The sequence below is a fragment of the Clostridioides sp. ES-W-0018-02 genome (genome assembly GCF_020658175.1).
In the GTDB taxonomy this organism is placed as follows: Bacteria; Bacillota; Clostridia; order Peptostreptococcales; family Peptostreptococcaceae; genus Clostridioides.
The window spans coordinates 102,517-122,541 of sequence record NZ_JACVVY010000008.1 but is presented as its reverse complement, the minus strand read 5'-3'; the positions used below and the strand labels follow the sequence as shown (position 1 = coordinate 122,541).

The following is a 20,025-nucleotide window of genomic DNA, read 5'->3' as shown; positions in this document are numbered from 1 at the left end:
ATTTTAAATGAAATATATATAATTATGAACGATAAAAAATTAGGAGGTAAGTAATATGAGCAAACCGAGTTTTTATGTAACAACACCAATATACTATCCAAGTGGAGGATTACACATAGGTCATACTTACTCAACAGTAGCTGCAGATACAATAGCTAGATTTAAACGTTTCTGTGGATATGATGTAAAGTTTTTGACAGGAACAGATGAACATGGTGAAAAAATACAAAAGAAAGCAATAGAACAAGGAATGTCAGAAATAGAATACCTTGATGGAATGATAAAAGATATAAAAGCATTATGGAATACTATGGATATATCTTATGACGATTTTATAAGAACAACAGAAAAAAGACATACAGATATAATACAAAAAATATTTACTAAGTTATATGAACAAGGTGATATATACAAAGGAGAGTATGAAGGTAGATATTGTACTCCTTGTGAGAGTTTCTGGACAGAATCACAGCTATTAGAAGGAAACAAATGTCCTGATTGTGGAAGAGAAACATACTTAGTAAAAGAAGAATCTTATTTCTTTAGACTATCTAAATATGAAGATAGATTAAAAGAGTTATTTAAAGACGATAGTTTCTGTTTCCCAGCTGCTAGAAAAAATGAAATGGTGGCAAATTTCTTAGATAAAGGGCTAGAAGATTTAAGTGTAACAAGAACAACTTTTGACTGGGGAATAAAAGTTCCTTTTGATGAAAAGCATGTAATTTATGTATGGGTAGATGCTTTATGTAACTATATAACAGCATTAGGATATATGACAGATAATGATGAAGAATTTAAAAAATATTGGCCTGCAAATGTTCAAATAGTAGGTAAAGAGATAGTGAGATTCCATACAATAATATGGCCAGCACTTTTAATGGCTTTAGGTTTAGAAGTTCCAAAACAAGTATTTGGTCATGGATGGATATTGTTTGCTGATGATAAAATGAGTAAATCAAAGGGTAATGTTGTTTATCCAGAGCCAATAATAGAAAGATATGGAATAGATACTCTTAAATATTTCTTATTAAGAGAGTTTGCATTTGGTCAAGATGGAAGTTATACTCATAGAAATTTTGTAACAAGAATAAATTATGACCTAGCAAATGATTTAGGAAACTTAGTAAGTAGAACTGTAGCAATGGTTGAAAAATACAACGGTGGTATAATACCAACAGTAAAAACTTCAACTGATTTTGATGCTGATTTAAAAGAGCAAGCTGTATCAACTAGAGAAAATTTTGAGGCTGAAATGGATAAAATGCAATTCCATGAAGCATTAGAGAGTGTATGGAAACTAGTTAGAAGAACTAATAAATATATAGATGAGACTATGCCTTGGGTACTTGCTAAAGATGAAAGTAAAAAAGATGAATTAGATACAGTTTTATATAATTTATGTGAATCTATAAGAATAATTGCAACACTAATAAATCCTATAATGAATGAAACTGCTAATAAGATATATGCACATATAGGAATACAAGGTCAAGATGATATAACTACATGGGAAAGCACAAAGACATTTGGTCTTATTGGAGAAAACGTAAAAGTGTTTAAAGGCGAACCTTTATTCCCAAGACTAGATGTAGAAAAAGAAATAGAAGAATTAACTAAAATGTTTTCTGGGAAACCTCCAGTAGAAGAAAAACCTTTAGAGCATAAAGAAGAAATTACTATTGATGATTTGGATAAAATAGAGCTTAGAGTAGGAAAAATAATAAGTTGTGAAAAGCATCCAAAAGCAAATAAATTATTAGTATCACAAGTTAAGATTGGACCAGAAACAAGACAAATAGTGTCTGGAATAGCTGAATACTATAAACCAGAAGATTTAGTTGGTAAAGAGGTTACAGTGGTATGTAACTTAAAACCAGTTAAGTTAAGAGGTGTAGAATCTCAAGGGATGATATTAGCAGCAGGAGATGATGGTGACCCTTATGTTCTACCATTTACACAAGGTGCCAAGGATGGATGCGAGGTTCGCTAATAGGCAATTAAACAGTAAGGAGATAAAAAATGTTATTTGACTCACATGCACATTTAAATGATGAAAGTTTTGATGAAGATAGAGATGAACTTATTGGTTCATTAAAAGAAAAAGGTGTAGATTTGGTTGTAAATCCAGGAGCAGATATAGAAACTTCTATAACAGCAATTGAACTATCAAAAAAATATGACTTTATATATTCGGCAGTTGGGGTACATCCACATGATGTATCAAAACTAGATGATACAGCAATAGACACTCTAAGAAGACTTGCAACTGAAAATGAAAAGGTTGTGGCTATAGGAGAGATTGGGTTAGATTATTATTATGATTATTCTCCAAGAGAAGAGCAAAAAGAGTGGTTTAAGAAACAAATTGAACTAGCTAATGAGTTAAAGCTTCCAATAATAATACATGATAGAGATGCACATGCGGATACTTTTGAGATAATAAAAAACACTAAGAGTCCTGAAATAGGTTGTGTGCTTCATTGTTATAGTGGTAATGTGGAATTAGCTAGAGAATATGTTAAAATGGGATGCTATATATCAATTCCAGGAACAGTTACTTTTAAAAATAATAAAAAAACTAGAGAAGTTGTAAGAGAGATACCTCTAGAAAGACTGTTTATAGAAACTGATTCACCATATATGTCACCAGAACCACATAGAGGAAAGAGAAATAATCCTTCTCAAGTAGCTTTTGTTGCAGATAAAATAGCTCAAGAAAAAGGAATATCTTATGAGGAAGTGTGTAAAATTACTAAAGAAAATGCGAAGAAGTTCTTTAATATAAAATAAGTAAATTAAAAATAAAATTTACAATTATACAAAAATAATAGTTATAAATATAGAAAAAGCATACCATTCAGTTTGAATGGTATGCTTTTTCTATTTGTAATATTATAATTTTTTATTAGTTTTACAACATACTTCTTAACATTGTTAAAAAAGAATTTACAAGATATTCACTAGAATTAACTCAAACATAATATCCATTTAACTTAGATTGTATATTATATTCTTAGAAATAAGTAAATAAAGGAAAGATTAAGGAGGCAAAATTTTGCATACAGTTGATAGTACTAAGATATTGATAAATATGAACTATGAGAAATTAGAGCAAATATATTTAATGATAAAAAATACATCAAGCATTTCTATAATTAAAGCCCCTAGCTTAGCTACAGTGATGGTGAGAGCCAACGAAAGTGTAAAAAATACTACATTTAATTTAGGAGAAATACTAGTTACAGAGTGTAGTGTTAAGGTAGATGAAAGCTTAGGTTATGGTATAGTTGCAGAAAATAATGAAAAAAAAGTTATTTGCTTGGCAACTATAGATGCAGTTTTACATAGCAATAATAATAAATTTGATGAATTAAAGAACTACATAAATAAAAGTATCTGTGAAGAAAGTTTAAGATATGAGCAAGAACTTATTAATGAATTTAGTTTAATTAATAAAACAAAAGTCCAATTCAATACTATGGATTAAGTAGGAGGAGAATCATGGTAAGTTACACGCAAGAAATATATAGAAAGTTGCTAGATAGTGCTTCATTTCCTGGGAAATTAAATAACATCAATAATATAAATATAGAAAATAATACAAAATTATCAAATGGAGCAATTGGTATAGCAATTACTTTATTAGACCAAGAAGTTACCTTCTATATAGAAAACTGTACTAAAGAAGATATAAAAAATATAAGAGCGCTGACAATGTCAAACCAAGTAAATTACAATAAATCAGATTATCTGTTTTTAGATATTAATTCAGAATTAGATATACTACAAATTAAAATAGGTTCTTTTGAATATCCTGATGAAAGTACAACTATAATACACCAAGTAAATGAACTATCAACAGATTATAAAGATAAATTCATAAGACTTTATTTAAGTGGTCCTGGTATAAAATCTAAAAAGAATTTATATATAGATGGAGTTAAACAAGAATTCTTAGAAAGATTACTTATGATAAATAAAGACTATCCGACAGGGGCAGATTTGATTTTAATAGATAACAAAGGAGAACTTGCATTTATACCAAGGTCATCAAAATTAAGTTGGGAGGTATTATAATAATGGCTTATGTGGCAGTTAAAGGTGGAGAAGAAGCTATATTACAGGCTAAAAATATACTTGAATTTTATAGAATAAAAGGAGAAAGCCTACCAATAGATGTAAAACAAATTAAAGAGCAAATGTCTTATGCTGTGGACAAAGTGATTTCTGAAGGAAGTCTATACAATAAGGAATTATCTGCATTAGCTATAAAACAGGCTCAAGGTGATATATTAGAAGCATCTTTCTATATAAGAGCATTAAGGTCAACAATGCCTAGAGTAACCTATTCAGAACCTATAAATACAGAAGAAATGAGAATAGGTAGAAGAATATCAGCTACATTTAAAGATATACCAGGAGGGCAGTATCTTGGAGCAACTAGAGATTATGAAAATAGAATACTAAATGTAGAGTTGCTTAAAGAAGATGAAGAAAAAAATAGAGATTTTAAAGCTAACTATATAAATGACTTAGAAAAAGTGAATGAAATACCTAAATTCACAAAAGTATCTAATATATTTAGAAAAGAGAATTTGTTGGAAGAGGATACTTATGAAGATAAATTAGAAGAAGTAATAGATGATATTACAAGAAACAGCCTAAGATTTCCAGTTTCTAGGTCAGCTAAATTGCAGGCACTTACTAGAGGTGAAAGTGGAGCCGTATCAGGGTTTGCTTATTCTATTGTAAGAGGTTTTGGTGATGAACATCCATATATAAGTGAACTTAGGACAGGAGATGTATATATAAAAATAAAACATCCTATTTATGAAGATGAGCAAATAACAATCGGAGAAATGTTAGTTACTGAGTGTGAAATAGTATCAAAAGCATCACAAAGTAAGTCTGAAAATTCTAAAAATAAATCGGGAGATATAAATAAAATGTCTTTAGGATATGGTCTTTGTATGGGAAATAATGAAAATAAGGCTATATCTATGGCTATACTAGATAAATCTTTGGAACCAAATAGTGAAAAATTAGCCCAAGATGAAGAATTTGTATTACTTCATATAGATGGTATAGATTCATTAGGGTTTATATCTCACTTTAAGCTTCCTCACTATGTAGATTTTAAAGCAGATGTAGAAAGAATAAAATAGGATATGGAGGGAAATTAAGTGATATATAACTATGGTTTTTTAGATGAAAATACAAAAAAAGAAATCCGAAGAAAAATACTAAAAGCAGTTTCAATACCTGGTTATCAAGTACCTTTTGGTTCAAGAGAATTACCTATTGCTAAGGGATGGGGGACTGGAGGACTACAACTAACCCTATCATTGCTTGGTGAAAGTGATGTAGTAAAAGTGATTGACCAAGGAAGTGATGATTCTACAAATGCTTGTAATATAAGCAATTTTATTTCAAGTGTAAGTAATGTAGAAACTACAAAAGATACATTAAAATCTACATTGATTCAAACAAGACATAGAATACCAGAAGAAAAATTAATGTCTAATCAAATACTGATATTTCAAGTGCCAATACCAGAGACACTTAGAATAGTAGAGCCTAGTGAAGTAGAGACAAGAAGAATGCATTCAGAAGAAGATTATAGTAGGATGTGGGTATATCTGTATGAAGATATAGTTAAATTTGATGATATATCAATAGCAGCAGAGTATCCATGTAAAGTAAATGATAGATATTTAATGAATCCATCGCCAATACCAAGATTTGATATAAAGAAATTAAACATGTCAGATAACTTATTTTTATTTGGTGCAGGTAGAGAAAAGAGAATATACGCTATACCTCCATACACAAAGGTAGAACCTTTAGAATTTGATGACTATAAATTTGAAGAGGAAAAATTTGAAGGAAAACATTGTAGTTTATGTAAAAGTTCAAATACATTTCTAGATGAAGTATATGATGGTGATACTAATGAAAAGTACTATAGCTGTTCTGATACAAGTTATTGTGAAAAAGTTAGGTTAAGAAATGATGGCGTAGATGTGGCAATTGGAGGTGCTTGGAATGAGTAGTGCAAAACTAGGCGAAGACAAAAAAATAGAAAATATAGATAAACAAGTGTTAATAGGAAAAAATATTAATCTTATTTATGGAGATGGATGTGAAAATTGTTTTGAGAGTACAGGATATGAAAGTAATAATATATGTAAATATTGTGGTTCTATAGTTGCATGTAATAATGTAAATCTTGAACTTTATGAAGGAGAAGTTCTTGGTATTGTTGGAGAATCTGGTTCAGGAAAAAGTACATTGTTAAAGATTTTGTTTTTTCAAGAGAATGCAAATAGTGGAGAAGTGTACATGTCAAATTATGACAAGTGTACAAATATATTAGAACTCTCAGACCAAAAAAAGAGGTACATAAAGAATCATTTTATGGGTATTGTATATCAAAATCCCCACCTTGGTTTAAATTTGAATTTTAGTAGTGGTGGGAATATAGCAGAGAAATTATTAATGGCTAATATATATAATGTTGAGAAAATAAGAGATAGGGCTAAAGAGCTTCTAGTAAAGACTAATATACCTGTAGAAAGAATAGACCACAAACCGAAATATTTTAGTGGGGGAATGCAACAAAGAGTTCAAATAGCAAAAGCACTTTCTAATAATCCTCCAATACTTTTATTAGACGAAGTTACAACAGGACTGGATGTTTCTGTACAAGCTGAGGTATTAGATTTAATAAGGGAAATACAAAGAGAGCTTAAAATCTCTATGATAGTAGTATCTCATGACTTTGATGTTATAAAAATGCTTGCTGATAGGACAATTGTTATGAAAAATGGAAGTGTAATCGAATCTGGTTTAACAGACCAAATAATGGAAGACCCACAGCATCCATATACTCAGCAACTTATAAATTCACTACTATAAATAATATTTGTAAATAAGTAAAATGGGGGTTTTAAATAAAATGGAAGAAATTATACTTGAAGTAAATAATTTTAGCAAAGATTTTGAATTACATGCATTAAATAAAACTATAAAAGCGTGTAGTGAAATAAATTTTACAATTTCCAAAGGTGAATTTTTAGGAATAATAGGAAAATCTGGAGCGGGAAAGTCTACTATATTAAAAAGTATTTATAAAACATATATCCCAACGACTGGAGAAATAATATTTAACTCAGAAATATATGGAAAGATAGATTTATCTACAATTGGTGACAGAGAAATGATAAATCTTAGAAAAAAGGAAATAGGATATGTATCACAGTTTTTAAAAACACTTCCACGAATAACGGCTATTGAGCTAGTAGTACATTCTTTAATTGAGAGTGGATTTGAAAAAGATTGTGCATATGATATGGCAAAAGATATACTAACTCAGTTTGAAATAAAGGAAAACTTGTGGGATGCTTATCCGAATAATTTTTCTGGCGGAGAAAAATTAAGATTAAATCTAGCACAAGCTATGGTCAAAAAACCTAGGCTTTTGTTACTTGATGAACCAACTGCATCACTTGATAATCAATCTAAAATATACGTAAAAGAAAAAATGTTGGAACTTAAAAATCAAGGAACTACAATGATAGGGATATTTCATGATATAGAATTTATGGAGACCGTTATAGATAAAACATTTACTATGACAAAAGGCACTATAAGTGAAAGTGGGGTAGCTTAGATGGTAAAATTAATTCATAATGCAAATATTGTATTGGAAGATAAAATATTAGAAAATGGCCATTTAATTATAGCAGGAGATACAATAAAGAAAGTCTCAAATGATAAGATTGATTATTTACTAGATTTCAATGAGATAGATGAAATAATAGATGCAAAAAACTTATATGTTATACCTGGTATCATAGATATTCATAGTGATGCTATTGAAAAGGAAATAGAGCCAAGACCAAGTACATTATTACCATTTAATATGGCATTTTATGAACTAGATAAAAAACTACCTGCAAATGGAATAACAACAGTTTATCATTCTATATCTTTGGGTGATGGAGTAGGAGTTAGAAGTATTGATAATTCTTTGGAAATGATTGAAAATATCGATTCGTACAAAAATATAAATAGTAAGAATATAAATCATAAAGTTCACTTAAGGTATGAAGTGTTATACCATGAAGGTTTAGAGAAGGTGTCAGAGTTGTTAGAAGAAGATAAAATAGACTATTTATCTATAATGGACCATTCTCCAGGACAAGGTCAGTATACAAATCCAAAGTTCTATAGAGAGTATGCTACTAAGGTATGGGGAGTAACAGAAAATTATGTAGATACATGGTTAGATGACTTAGTAGATTTACATGATAATTTAGATTGGAATAAAATAGCCAGTGTCATAGGAGTGGCAAAAACTAAAAATATAAATGTTGCATCACATGATGATGATACGTTAGAAAAAATGGATTTTATAAAAAATATAGGAGTTAATGTATCTGAATTTCCTATAACTCTTGAAGTTGCAAAATATTCAAAGAAATTGGGTGTTTTAACTTGTCTAGGTGCCCCAAATATTGTAAGAGGGAAATCTCATAATAACAACTTAAAGGCAATGGATGCTATATTGGAAGACTGTTGTGATATTGTTTGTTCAGACTATCTTCCATCAGCAATGATAAAGTCCATGTGCATAGTTGCACAAGAAACTAACAATCTAAATAAAGCAGTTAACCTATTTACTTCAAATCCAGCTAAAGCAGTTGGTATATATGGTGAAAGAGGTAGCATAAAAGAAAATAAAAAAGCGGATTTAGTTTTATTGGATATTGATAGTGAGTATCCAAGAGTTGTAAATACTATTGTAAATGGAAAAACAGTTTATAAAAGGGAGGTATAAAGATTGTTAACAGATTTACATTGTCATACAAGCATATCAGATAATAACTTCACTACAGAAGAAATAATTAAGAGAGCATCAGAAAATAATATAAGTGTTTTAGCAATAACAAATCATGATACATTGTCTGGATTAGATGAAGCTATCATATTGGGAGAAAATTATGGAATAACTATAATACCAGGTATAGAAATATCAGCATACGATTATAAAAACAGAAAAAGAGTTCATATCTTGGGCTATAACATAGATTTAAATAGTCAAGAAATAAAAAATTTATGTAATCCAATGGTTTGTGATAGACATAAAGCATCTGTTAAGATGGTAAATAAAATTATAGATTTAGGATATAAAATATCTCTAGAAGATGTAAAGAAATATTCATCAAAGACTGGAATATTTAAACAACATATAATGAAAGCACTTATAGATAAAGGATACACAGATAAAATATATTCAAGTTTATATAAAGAGTTGTTTCATAGAGGAAATGGTAAGGCGTATGTATCTTTAAAATATGTAGATTATAAAGATGCAATAAGAGCTATAAAAAGTTCTGGTGGAATTTGCGTACTAGCTCATCCTGGGCAAATGGACAATTTTAATGCTATTGAAGATATGGTGAATGTTGGATTAGATGGGATAGAAGTGTATCATCCATCTCACAATAAAGACTTAGAAAAAGAGTCACTTTCTTATGCTAAGAAATACAACTTAGTTGTTACAGGAGGCTCAGATTATCATGGGCTTTACTCTCAGCATGAGTGTGATCTAGGAAGTAAAAGCTTAAATAGAGAAGATTTATTTAAGTTTAGGTTAGCCTTAGGAGGGGTTTTATAAATGTCTTTTTTACAAGTTAAAGATGTAAGTAAAAGTTATGGACAAGCTAAAGTGCTAAAAGACATATCTATTGATATTGAAAAAGGAGAGTTTATTTGTTTATTGGGACCAAGTGGATGTGGGAAAAGTACATTGCTTAGGATAATTGCAGGGCTTGAAGACAAACATGATGGAAAAATAATAATAAACGATAAGGATATGACAAACTCACCACCTGAAAGTAGAAATTTTGGTATAGTTTTTCAGTCATATGCACTATTTCCAAATATGACTGTTTACAAAAACATAGCTTTTGGCTTAGAAAATAAAAATATAAATAAATCTAATATTGATAAGAAAGTTAATGAAGTTTTAGAGGTAGTAGAATTAAGTGGATATGAGAAAAAGTATCCCTCTCAATTATCAGGAGGGCAACAACAGAGAGTCGCACTAGCTCGTGCAATTGCTCTAGAGCCAGATTTTTTACTTCTTGATGAACCATTATCTGCATTGGATGCAAAAGTAAGATTGAAACTTAGGGAACAGATTAGAAGCTTACATAGAAAACTGGGTATTACTACTATAATGGTAACTCACGACCAAGAAGAGGCACTTTGCTTGGCGGATAAAATGGTTGTTATGAATAGTGGAGAAATAATACAGGTTGGGACTCCAAAAGAAATATATAAAAATCCAGAGACCCCTTTTGTAGCTGATTTTATAGGGACAATAAACTTTATAGATGATGGTATTAATAAGATAGCTATCAGACCAGAAGATATAAAAGTAGAATTTAATAGAGGTTCTAAAGACAATGATATCAAAGTTGGAGAGATTTTAGATATTGAATTTAGAGGATTTAACTATAGAATTACAGTTGAGTATTGTTCTAAGAAAATAAAATTAGATATAGTTTCAAAAGTTGCAGAACAAATGAAACTATGTATAGGGTCTAAAATAAATTTTAAAATTCCCAAAGAAGGAATTGTAGAATATAAATCAGAGGGATGTGCTTAATAGCTAGGGGTGAATAAATGATAACAACAAAAAACAAAAGAAGGATAAGTGATAGTACAATACAAAAATGTTTTTTAATTTTTTCGCTAATTATACTAATAGTATTTATATTGTTTCCTTTAGTATCATTATTAAAAAATGCATTTTTAGATACAAGTGGAAACTTCATAGGTATTTCAAATTTTAGTAAATATGCTGAAAATCCAAGTCTTATAGCATCATTTAAAAATTCAATTTTTGTATCTACAGTTTCATCTTTAATATCACTATGTTTAGCATTTATCTATTCATATGCAATAACAAGAACAAATATAAAATTTAAGAATTTTTTTAAAACTATGGGAATGTTTCCCCTTTTTGCACCAACTATGTTATATGGTATTTCACTTATATACCTGTTTGGAAATAAAGGAATATTTACAACAATGGGATTTGAGATACCATTATATGGACCATTAGGAATAATTGTCTCTCAAATACTGTTTACATTTCCACAAGCTTTTTTAATACTATCCGTTGCTCTTTCAATGGCAGATTATAGACTTTATGAAGCAGCAGATAGCTTAGGGGCTAGTGATTTTAAAAAGTTTTTTAAAATTACAATTCCAGGCATAAAGTACTCACTAGTAAGCTCCTTCTTTGTATCCTTTATACTTGCATTTACAGACTTTGGAGCAGCAAAAGTAGTCGGAGGAAACTATAATGTGTTAGCTACAGATATATATAAGCAAGTAGTAGGGCAGTTTAACATACCAATGGGAGCAACTGTTTCTATGGTAATGTTGATTCCTGTACTAATAGCTTTTACATTAGACAAGGTGGCAAGTAAAAAACAAGGAATGACTATAACAGCAAAATCTATGCCTTATAAAATTAAAGAAAACAAATTTAGAGATAGAGTATTTTTAATAGCATGTAGTTTTATAACTTTATTAATCTTCATTTTGATATTTGTTTCAGTTATAGGTTCAGTCATAAAATTATGGCCATATAACCTAAGTTTTACAATGGAACATTATACATTTAAAGGTATTTTAGGAAGCGGATTAAAAACCTATTTAAGCAGTTTAAAAATATCAACATTAACAGCTATATTTGGAACTATATTTGTGTTTTTTAGTGCATACATGATAGAAAAAGTAGATAAGTTTCCACGATTAAGACAAACAGCTTACTTTTTATCTATGATACCAATGGCATTACCAGGTCTAGTGCTAGGAATATCATATATAACTTTTTTTAACTCAGCAAGTAATCCACTAAATTTCCTATATGGTGGTACAGCTATACTTGTCATAGTAAATATAGTACATTTTTACTCTGTTTGCTTTATAACTTCAAATTCGTCACTAAAAATGCTGGATAGAGAGTATGAGTTAGTTGCAAAATCTATAAATATTCCCTTTTATAAAGTGTTTTTCAACATCACAGTACCAATGTCTATAACATCAATACTTGAGATAGTAGTATATTATTTTGTAAATTCAATGGTTACTGTTTCAGCATTAATATTTTTATATACTCCTCAGACTCAGACTGCATCAATATCCATATTGAAGTTAGATGAGATAGGATATATAGGACCATCAGCAGCTATGGCAGTATTAGTGCTTTTAACAAATATAATAGTAAGACTTTGCTATGAATTCGTAACAAAAAAATTAAAAAATAATACACAAAAATGGCAACAAAAAGATGTTGCATAGGGGAGGTAAAGATGAAATTTAAGAAGCTAGTTTCTTTAGGAGTATTATCAACACTTTTATTGAGTGTAATAACAGGATGTAGCACTGCCTCATCAGGTGGAGACTCAAAGTCTGATAGTAAAACAAAAGGTGATTTAACAGTTTACACAGCAATCGAAGAAGACAGTATAGACCCATATTTAGCTACATTTAAAGAAAAATACCCAGATATTAAATTAAATGTTGTTAGAGCATCAACAGGAGATATAACAGCAAGACTATTAGCAGAAAAAGATAATCCTCAAGCAGATATTGTATGGGGGATTGCTGCCACAAGCTTGCTAGTTGCAGATGACCAAGGAATGTTAGAACCATACGCTCCAGAAGGGTCTGATAAGATAGACCCTGCATTTAAAGATGATAAAGAAGTACCTTCATGGGTTGGAATAGATGCTTGGATGACAGGTATAACAGTAAATACTAAAGAATTAAAAGATAAAAATATACCAGTTCCTAGTTCTTATGAAGATTTGATAAAGCCAGAATATAAAGGTCTTATATCTATGCCTAATCCATCTTCTTCTGGTACAGGATATTTAACGGTATCAGCGCTTATACAAATTATGGGAGAAGAAAAAGCATGGCAATATATGGATAAGTTACATGAAAATATTGGTGTATATACTCAATCAGGTTCAGCTCCAGCTACATCAGCAGCTTCAGGAGAGTATCCTATAGGGATATCTTTTGGATACAGAGGCATAAAATTAAAAGAAGAAGGTTATCCAGTAGAAGTAGTGTTTCCAAAAGAAGGTTCTGGATGGGATATAGAAGCAAATGCTCTTGTAAAAAAAGATAATATAAAAGAAGCTTCTAAGGTATTTTTAGATTGGGCAATAAGTAAAGATGCAATGAATGAGTATTCTAAGAACTATGCAGTTACTACAGTTGATACAGGAAATCCAATCCCAGAAGGATTCCCTAAAAAGCCATTAGAACAAATGATAGATAATGATTTAAAATCAGCAGCAAAAAATAGAGAAACTATATTAAATAAATGGATATCAAAATATGATGGAAAGACAGAAAAGGAAAGTTAAATTCATTAATAAAATCCAATAAAAAAGAGCCTAGAATATAAAATTTATATCTAGGCTCTTTTAATGTATATTTGTCCTGAGTTCTACATCTTTTTCTATAAATCATTAATATTAAAAAAGAAAATTGTATGGATGATATAATATTAATACAGGTAATGCTACATGGGACTTATTGTTGCTTATAGGTGATTCAATAGAATATAATAGTGAATATATTTATCTAGTAGGAATAAATTTTTCTTAAACTATAGATTTCTAAATAAAAATAAATAGGTTAGTGCCTTGATTAAATTAAATAAAAACCTTAAAATAAAGAGATGTAAACAAAAACTAAAAACAAATAAAAGGTGAATTTATATGATAAAAGAGATAATAGTAGTAGAGGGAAGAGATGATGTTACAGCTGTTAAGAGAGCAATAGATGCAGAACTTATAACCACAGGTGGATTTGGATTTCCAAAAGGAGTAATGGAGCGTATAAAATCAGCTAATGAAAGACGAGGAGTTATAATATTTACCGACCCAGATTTTGCAGGTGAAAAAATAAGAAAAAAAATAGCATCAGAAGTTCCAGGATGTAAACATGCGTTTTTACCAAGAGAAGAAGCTAAAAAGGATGGAGATATAGGTATAGAAAATGCTACTCCTAAAAGTATAATAGCAGCTTTAAATAAAGTTAGAACTGAAAGTACAGAGAAAAGAGATGAATTTAAACAAGTTGATTTGATTAGAAATGGTCTTATAGGAAATGAAGATGCATCATCTAGGAGAGATGCACTTGGTAAAATACTTGGGATTGGTTATGGAAATGCAAAGCAATTTTTAAATAGATTAAATAATTATGGTGTTGAAAGAGAAGAATTTATAAGTGCATTAAAACAAATTTAAATGTAAGCATGTATGATATGAAAAAAATATATAAAAAATAAATATAAAATTATGGAGTAATTTAAAATAAATTATCTTTAATAAATATTTTGCTTTAAACACATGTAAATAAGTATAATTAATAGGATAAAATCTTAAAATAAGTTAAAAAGGAGTAAACGATGGATAGACTATCTTCACACAGTGCAACGAAAGAAGTAGTACAAAAACATAATTTTAAATTTTCAAAGTCTTTAGGTCAGAATTTTTTAATAGATAGTAATATAATAGATAAAATATTGGATGGAGCTAGAGTTACAGAAGGAGATAACATAATAGAAGTAGGTCCTGGGATAGGTACACTTACTCGTGAAATGGGTAAGGTAGCAGAGAAAGTGGTAGCTATAGAAATTGATAGAAACTTAATTCCTATATTGAAAGATACCTTATCAGATTTAGAGAATATAGAAGTTATAAACCAAGATATATTAAAAGTAGATATACAAGAACTAGTAAAAGATAAATTAAATGGTGGACCAGTTAAGCTTGTAGCAAATCTTCCATATTATATAACTACACCAATAGTTATGAAATTTTTAGAAGAGGATATACCTGTAACGGATATAGTAGTTATGGTTCAAAAAGAAGTTGCAGATAGAATGAATGCTGTTCCAAGTACAAAGGATTATGGAGCATTGTCTATAGCTGTTCAGTACTATTGTGAAACAGAAATTGTAGCAAAGGCTCCAAGACATATGTTTATACCACAACCCAATGTAGATTCAACGGTTATAGGTTTACATGTCAGAGCTGAAAAGAAATATGATGTTCATAATGAAGAACTATTTTTCAAGACAGTAAAAGCATCTTTTGGACAAAGAAGGAAGACTTTACTTAATTCATTGGGAGGCCTTGGTTTTCTTAATAAGGACGAAATAAGAGAAATATTAAAAGAAGCTAATATAGATGAAAAAAGACGTGGTGAAACTCTTAGTATAGAAGAGTTTGCAGTTCTTTCAAATATAGTAAATACAAAAGTATCTTCTAAATAGGAGGTACTTTTTTTTATTTTATTAACATATATTGTTTAGAGAAACTGTGTTAAGGGGGGATTGCAGTGGGTTCTAAAAGAAAGTTTAAAAGAGACTATATAATACTAGAAGCTAAAGACATAAACTTTAGATACAAAGAACGAGTACTGCCAAAAGCTTTTGCAAAAGTCGAAGTAAATGATGAAAAATCAATCATTGCATTATATGTAGAAAATCTAAAATATGTTAAAGATGGGTATAAAGCAGTAGCAATAAAAGGTGACCATGGATTAATAGACTTAGGAAATATAATTTTAAATGAACAAGGAAGAGGTGAATTTGTTTTAGATTTAGAGGATTATGATGAAGAAATAAAAGGAATTGCCTTATTGTATGAAAGAAATATTCCTCTAGTTGGGTTTAAGGGAAATAAGATTGAAAATTATGAGGACATATTATTCCAAGATGTAGAAGATGAAGAATTAGCTGAAAGTGAAGAAGAGTATTTAGAAGAAGATATAGAGGTTGAAAGAGAAGAAGAGTACTTAGAAGAAGATGCTGATAATGAAGAAAACAGTGATAGTGACGAAGAATATATTATAGAAGAATATGATGAAGATGAATATGAAGATTATTGGGAAGATGATGAAACTGAAGAGGGAGAATTAAAGATAAGAGCAGATGTAGAAGATTCTAGTGATGATGAAATTGAAGAATTTAATAACTATAAGGAAATAGAAAATTATAACAAGGCTAAAGAAAATGAATTCTATGACGATATAGAATATGAAGATGAATATGATGAGGATGAAGAAGATTTTGAAATAAGACATGAAGAAAAGGTAGTTGCTTCTCAAAAAACTACTAAGTCAAAGAAAACTCAAAAAGAACAAAATAATGTTGAAAAAGTAAAAAGAGCCAATGGAATAAATCAAATAGATAGTGGGAATAAGCAAGCTGGAACATTACTTATGCCTAGACAAATAAAGAAAGGGTTAAAGCTATTTAGAGAAGTTAAGCCTTTTACAGCAGATTATATAGACAATACAAGATGGTGGAAAATAGAGGTAAACCCTACAACATTGTGTGGATATTCAATGCCTTATTTAGGATATTTAAATGTATTGAATTATACAATGTATAGTGATGCAGTTTTACATTCATATAAATATAGACATTACTTATTCGGAGTACAATATGATGAATATAATAAGAGAAAGCATTATATTTATGCTATTCCAGGTAATAGAAATGAACAACCAGATAATGGAAGTACAGGATTTTTGAGATATCAAGCTTGTGACCACAGAACCAATAGTTTAGGCTACTGGTTATGCTTTATAGATTCTAGACAGAGAAGTATAGTTAGATAAAACAATAAGAATGAAAGAATTTAACTTTAACTTTCATTTTAGTAAAGAAACTTAACTAAAATGATATAAAAGTTTAAAAACTATTGATAATATTTAAATATTACACTACAATATATGTTGAAATACCTATTATATTATGGAGGAAGATTATGATAAACGAGCAAAGAATTTTAAATGAGTTCCTTGAATTAATACAGATAGACAGTTTATCTTTAAAAGAGGGGAACGTAGCCAAAGTATTAGTTGAAAAGTTAGAAGAAATAGGTTGTTCAGTTGTAGTAGATAATGCTGGTGAAAAAGCAAATGGAGAAACAGGCAATATAATAGCTACTTTAAAAGGAAATAAAGAAGGAAAGAAAATATTATTTAGTTCACATATGGATACAGTAACTCCAGGAATAGGGGTAAAACCTATAGTGGATGAAGTAAATGGAATAATAAAAAGTGATGGGACTACAATATTAGGATCTGATGATAAAGCAGGCATAGCAGCTATATTAGAGGGATTAAGACAAGTAAAAGAAAATAATATAGAACATACTGATATTCAAGTTGTATTCTCTATATGTGAAGAATGTGGATTAGTTGGAGCTAAAAATTTAGACTATGCAAAAATAGATTCTAAATATGCCTTTGTATTAGATAGTGGTGGTTCTCCAGGAGAGATAATAGTAAAAGCTCCTGCACAAGATGTAATAAATGTTAAGATATTAGGAAAGACAGCCCATGCAGGTCTTGAGCCTGAAGCTGGTATAAGTGCTATAATGGTAGCTGCTAGAGCAATAGATAATATGAATTTACTTAGAATAGATGAAGAAACAACTGCTAACATAGGAATTATAAATGGTGGAACAGCTACAAATATAGTAACAGGAGAAGTTAACATAGTTGCAGAAGCTAGAAGTCTAAAAGAAGATAAATTAGATGTTCAAACTAAACATATGGTAGAAACTTTTGAAAAAGCTGCTAAGGATTTTGGAGCTAAAATTGAAATAGATGTAAATAGAGCATATACTCCAATAGATGTGAATGAAGATTCAGAAATAATACAACTTGCAAAAAAAGCATTTTCAAATTTAGGAATAGAAGGTCATACTGAATCTACAGGAGGAGGTAGCGATACTAATATATTAAGTAAAAATGGTATTGAAGCTATAACTCTAGGAATAGGTATGAAAAATGCGCATACATTAGATGAACATATAGCTATAAAGGATTTATATGATTCTGCCAAAATGGTAATAGAGATAATAAAAGAAGCATAAATTTAAATAATAGTGTATAATATATATATCGCCTAGCTCAAGCTAGGTGATTTTTCATTTTATAGAAGATTGATAATCTCTATTGAAAGTAAAAGATATACATTTGAATATAATAATAAATTTAATTTATGTTTAAGTATATGTTTTTAATAATATTTAGATTTGGTTTGTTAGGAGGAATAACAATGGAAACAAGGTATGAGGAAGCAAATAAAATAACAATACAATCAATAATTTGGAATATAGTCTTAACAATAATTAAGGTGATAGCTGGTATTATTGGTAATTCGAGTGCTATGATTGCAGATGGATTACATTCAGCCTCAGATATTATAAGTTCTATAGGTGTACTGATAGGTAATTATGTATCTTCTAGACCAGGAGATAAGGAACATAATTATGGTCACGAAAAGGCAGAGACATTGGTATCATTCGTATTATCAATATTACTTATATTTGTTTCTATAACAATAGGTATAGGGGCTATTAAATCATTATTTAACTTAGATGCATTGAGTGTTCCATCAATACTTCCGTTAATAGTGTCAGTCATCTCAATTTTGATAAAAGAGTATCAATATAGAATAACAATCAAAGTTGCTAAAAAGATAAATTCACCAGCTTTAAAAGCAGATGCTTGGCATCATAGGTCAGATGCTCTATCTTCAGTGGCTGCATTTATAGGTATAGGAGGTTCTATTTTAGGATTTAAACCATTAGACCCAATTGCGTCAGTTGTAGTGGCAGTATTTGTGGCTAAGGTAGGAATCGATATACTTAGAAGTTCTGTAAATGAATTGATGGATGTTTCAGTTGATGAAGAAGAAAGAAGAGAATTAAAGTTTATTGTAGCAGATACAGAAGGTGTTAAAAATCTAGGAGATATAAAGACTAGAAAGCATGGAGCTATGGCATATGTGGACTTGACTATATGTGTTGATGAAAATCTCACAGTAAAACAGGGGCACGATATTGCTACTAAGTTGGAAAAACATATAATAAAACATATGGAATTTGTAAAAGGGATAACAGTTCATGTTGAACCATGCACTAATTGCCAAGGAAATAAGTGTATAAAATAATTATAGCTTAAAAAAAAGTGTAAAAAGTTATATAATTGTTTTATGACTATAAACTCTAGGGGTGGTTAAATGAGTAAGAAAAGAAAACTAAAGAAAAAAGCTGCAATATTAATAGGAGTAGTTGTTTTCTTTATAATATACTTTATATCCTTTAAAATAGGTCTAAACATGGAGAAGGATAAGAGTGAAGTTCCAAAGAAAGTAGAAACAGAGACAGAAGATAATAGGTCTTTAATGACTCAAATAAAAGAGAAAAAGAAAATTTATGTATCAGATAAAAATGTAGAAAACATAAAAATCGAAGAAGATATGTGGAACGAGATAAAGTTCTTTTTCTCAGAATTTAAGAAGGTAAGAAATACTACTTCTTATGAAGCAATTTATGAAGGGTATTCTGATGATGGAATTAAATTTTCTACAGACCTTAATTTTTTTAGAGTCTATACTGTAAATAAAGAGGAATATTATAAAGTTCCAATTGATTCCAAAAATTCTTTTAAGAAACTTTTAGATGAGAGTATATATACTTCATTTGACCTTTTGAGTCACTATAAAGACTGGAAAGAGGTCACTATAACTTATGGAAAAGAAACTAAGAAGGTTCATAAATGGAAGTTTGATGATTTAGCACATAAGATGATTTCAAAAAGAGTTGTAGGAAAGGTTCAGCCAGAAAAAAGCAAGGAAAGAAGTGATTATAATTTCAGTATAAATATAAAAGGTGAAAATTTTGCTGTGAAAGTAGATACAATGGGCAAGGATTATGTAAAAGTTACTTCTAAAAAAACTGTCTCTTACTACGAGGTTCATACAAGTTTATTTGATTATCTTAAAAATGAAATATTTGAGATTGGAAAGAAATAAAATATTAAGAAGGCTATCAAGCGATTATATCATTTGATAGCCTACATTAATTTTTATATGTTATTTTTAGTTACATA

The 20,025-nt window shown here is 29.4% G+C and carries 19 protein-coding genes; all 19 read left to right on the top strand.

Annotated elements, in window-relative coordinates; translation table 11 throughout:
- The first annotated feature begins 55 nt into the window (after window positions 1-55).
- The 19 genes from metG (at window position 56) to IC219_RS16315 (ending at window position 19,948) form a co-directional block, all read left to right on the top strand.
- A complete protein-coding gene (gene metG, locus IC219_RS16405; protein WP_227436371.1) occupies window positions 56-1,993 on the top strand; it encodes a methionine--tRNA ligase in 1,938 nt (645 codons plus the stop codon).
- 29 nt (window positions 1,994-2,022) lie between these two features.
- The gene (locus IC219_RS16400; protein ID WP_227436369.1) at window positions 2,023-2,793 is read left to right on the top strand and encodes a TatD family hydrolase; all 771 of its coding nucleotides are present in this window, start codon (window positions 2,023-2,025) and stop codon (window positions 2,791-2,793) included.
- A 265-nt stretch (window positions 2,794-3,058) separates the two neighbouring features.
- A complete protein-coding gene (gene phnG / locus IC219_RS16395; protein ID WP_227436367.1) occupies window positions 3,059-3,490 on the top strand; it encodes a phosphonate C-P lyase system protein PhnG in 432 nt (143 codons plus the stop codon).
- A gap of 14 nt (window positions 3,491-3,504) precedes the next feature.
- Window positions 3,505-4,080, top strand: coding sequence for a phosphonate C-P lyase system protein PhnH (gene phnH, locus IC219_RS16390; protein WP_227483612.1), 576 nt, complete (start codon window positions 3,505-3,507; stop codon window positions 4,078-4,080).
- A 2-nt stretch (window positions 4,081-4,082) separates the two neighbouring features.
- Entirely contained in the window at window positions 4,083-5,168 is a 1,086-nt protein-coding gene (locus IC219_RS16385; protein WP_227436363.1) for a carbon-phosphorus lyase complex subunit PhnI, read from the top strand.
- Between the two features lie 18 nt (window positions 5,169-5,186).
- The gene (locus tag IC219_RS16380) at window positions 5,187-6,056 is read left to right on the top strand and encodes an alpha-D-ribose 1-methylphosphonate 5-phosphate C-P-lyase PhnJ (protein WP_227831533.1); all 870 of its coding nucleotides are present in this window, start codon (window positions 5,187-5,189) and stop codon (window positions 6,054-6,056) included.
- Complete coding sequence (locus IC219_RS16375) at window positions 6,049-6,921, top strand: ATP-binding cassette domain-containing protein (RefSeq protein ID WP_227436360.1); 873 nt, start codon at window positions 6,049-6,051, stop codon at window positions 6,919-6,921. The genes IC219_RS16380 and IC219_RS16375 overlap by 8 nt, the downstream gene beginning before the upstream one ends.
- Before the next feature lie 40 nt (window positions 6,922-6,961).
- A complete protein-coding gene (locus IC219_RS16370) occupies window positions 6,962-7,675 on the top strand; it encodes a phosphonate C-P lyase system protein PhnL (RefSeq protein ID WP_227436358.1) in 714 nt (237 codons plus the stop codon).
- Window positions 7,676-8,845: an alpha-D-ribose 1-methylphosphonate 5-triphosphate diphosphatase gene (locus IC219_RS16365; protein WP_227831532.1), complete on the top strand. Its 1,170-nt coding sequence runs from the start codon at window positions 7,676-7,678 to the stop codon at window positions 8,843-8,845.
- Between the two features lie 3 nt (window positions 8,846-8,848).
- The gene (locus tag IC219_RS16360) at window positions 8,849-9,685 is read left to right on the top strand and encodes a PHP domain-containing protein (protein WP_227436354.1); all 837 of its coding nucleotides are present in this window, start codon (window positions 8,849-8,851) and stop codon (window positions 9,683-9,685) included.
- Window positions 9,686-10,681, top strand: coding sequence for an ATP-binding cassette domain-containing protein (locus IC219_RS16355; RefSeq protein WP_227831531.1), 996 nt, complete (start codon window positions 9,686-9,688; stop codon window positions 10,679-10,681).
- A gap of 17 nt (window positions 10,682-10,698) precedes the next feature.
- Entirely contained in the window at window positions 10,699-12,387 is a 1,689-nt protein-coding gene (locus tag IC219_RS16350) for a putative 2-aminoethylphosphonate ABC transporter permease subunit (RefSeq protein WP_227436349.1), read from the top strand.
- A gap of 11 nt (window positions 12,388-12,398) precedes the next feature.
- Entirely contained in the window at window positions 12,399-13,466 is a 1,068-nt protein-coding gene (locus IC219_RS16345) for a putative 2-aminoethylphosphonate ABC transporter substrate-binding protein (RefSeq protein ID WP_227436348.1), read from the top strand.
- A 357-nt stretch (window positions 13,467-13,823) separates the two neighbouring features.
- A complete protein-coding gene (rnmV, locus tag IC219_RS16340; RefSeq protein WP_227436345.1) occupies window positions 13,824-14,354 on the top strand; it encodes a ribonuclease M5 in 531 nt (176 codons plus the stop codon).
- 161 nt (window positions 14,355-14,515) lie between these two features.
- Complete coding sequence (rsmA, locus tag IC219_RS16335) at window positions 14,516-15,385, top strand: 16S rRNA (adenine(1518)-N(6)/adenine(1519)-N(6))-dimethyltransferase RsmA (RefSeq protein ID WP_227825271.1); 870 nt, start codon at window positions 14,516-14,518, stop codon at window positions 15,383-15,385.
- 65 nt (window positions 15,386-15,450) lie between these two features.
- On the top strand, window positions 15,451-16,737 hold the full coding sequence (locus tag IC219_RS16330; protein ID WP_227436342.1) for a hypothetical protein: 1,287 nt from the start codon (window positions 15,451-15,453) through the stop codon (window positions 16,735-16,737).
- 149 nt (window positions 16,738-16,886) lie between these two features.
- Window positions 16,887-18,002 carry a M20/M25/M40 family metallo-hydrolase gene (locus IC219_RS16325; protein WP_227436340.1) on the top strand — a complete coding sequence of 372 codons (1,116 nt, stop codon included), beginning with the start codon at window positions 16,887-16,889 and terminating at the stop codon, window positions 18,000-18,002.
- 185 nt (window positions 18,003-18,187) lie between these two features.
- Complete coding sequence (locus IC219_RS16320) at window positions 18,188-19,084, top strand: cation diffusion facilitator family transporter (protein ID WP_227436337.1); 897 nt, start codon at window positions 18,188-18,190, stop codon at window positions 19,082-19,084.
- 69 nt (window positions 19,085-19,153) lie between these two features.
- The gene (locus tag IC219_RS16315) at window positions 19,154-19,948 is read left to right on the top strand and encodes a hypothetical protein (RefSeq protein WP_227436335.1); all 795 of its coding nucleotides are present in this window, start codon (window positions 19,154-19,156) and stop codon (window positions 19,946-19,948) included.
- Window positions 19,949-20,025 lie beyond the last annotated feature (77 nt).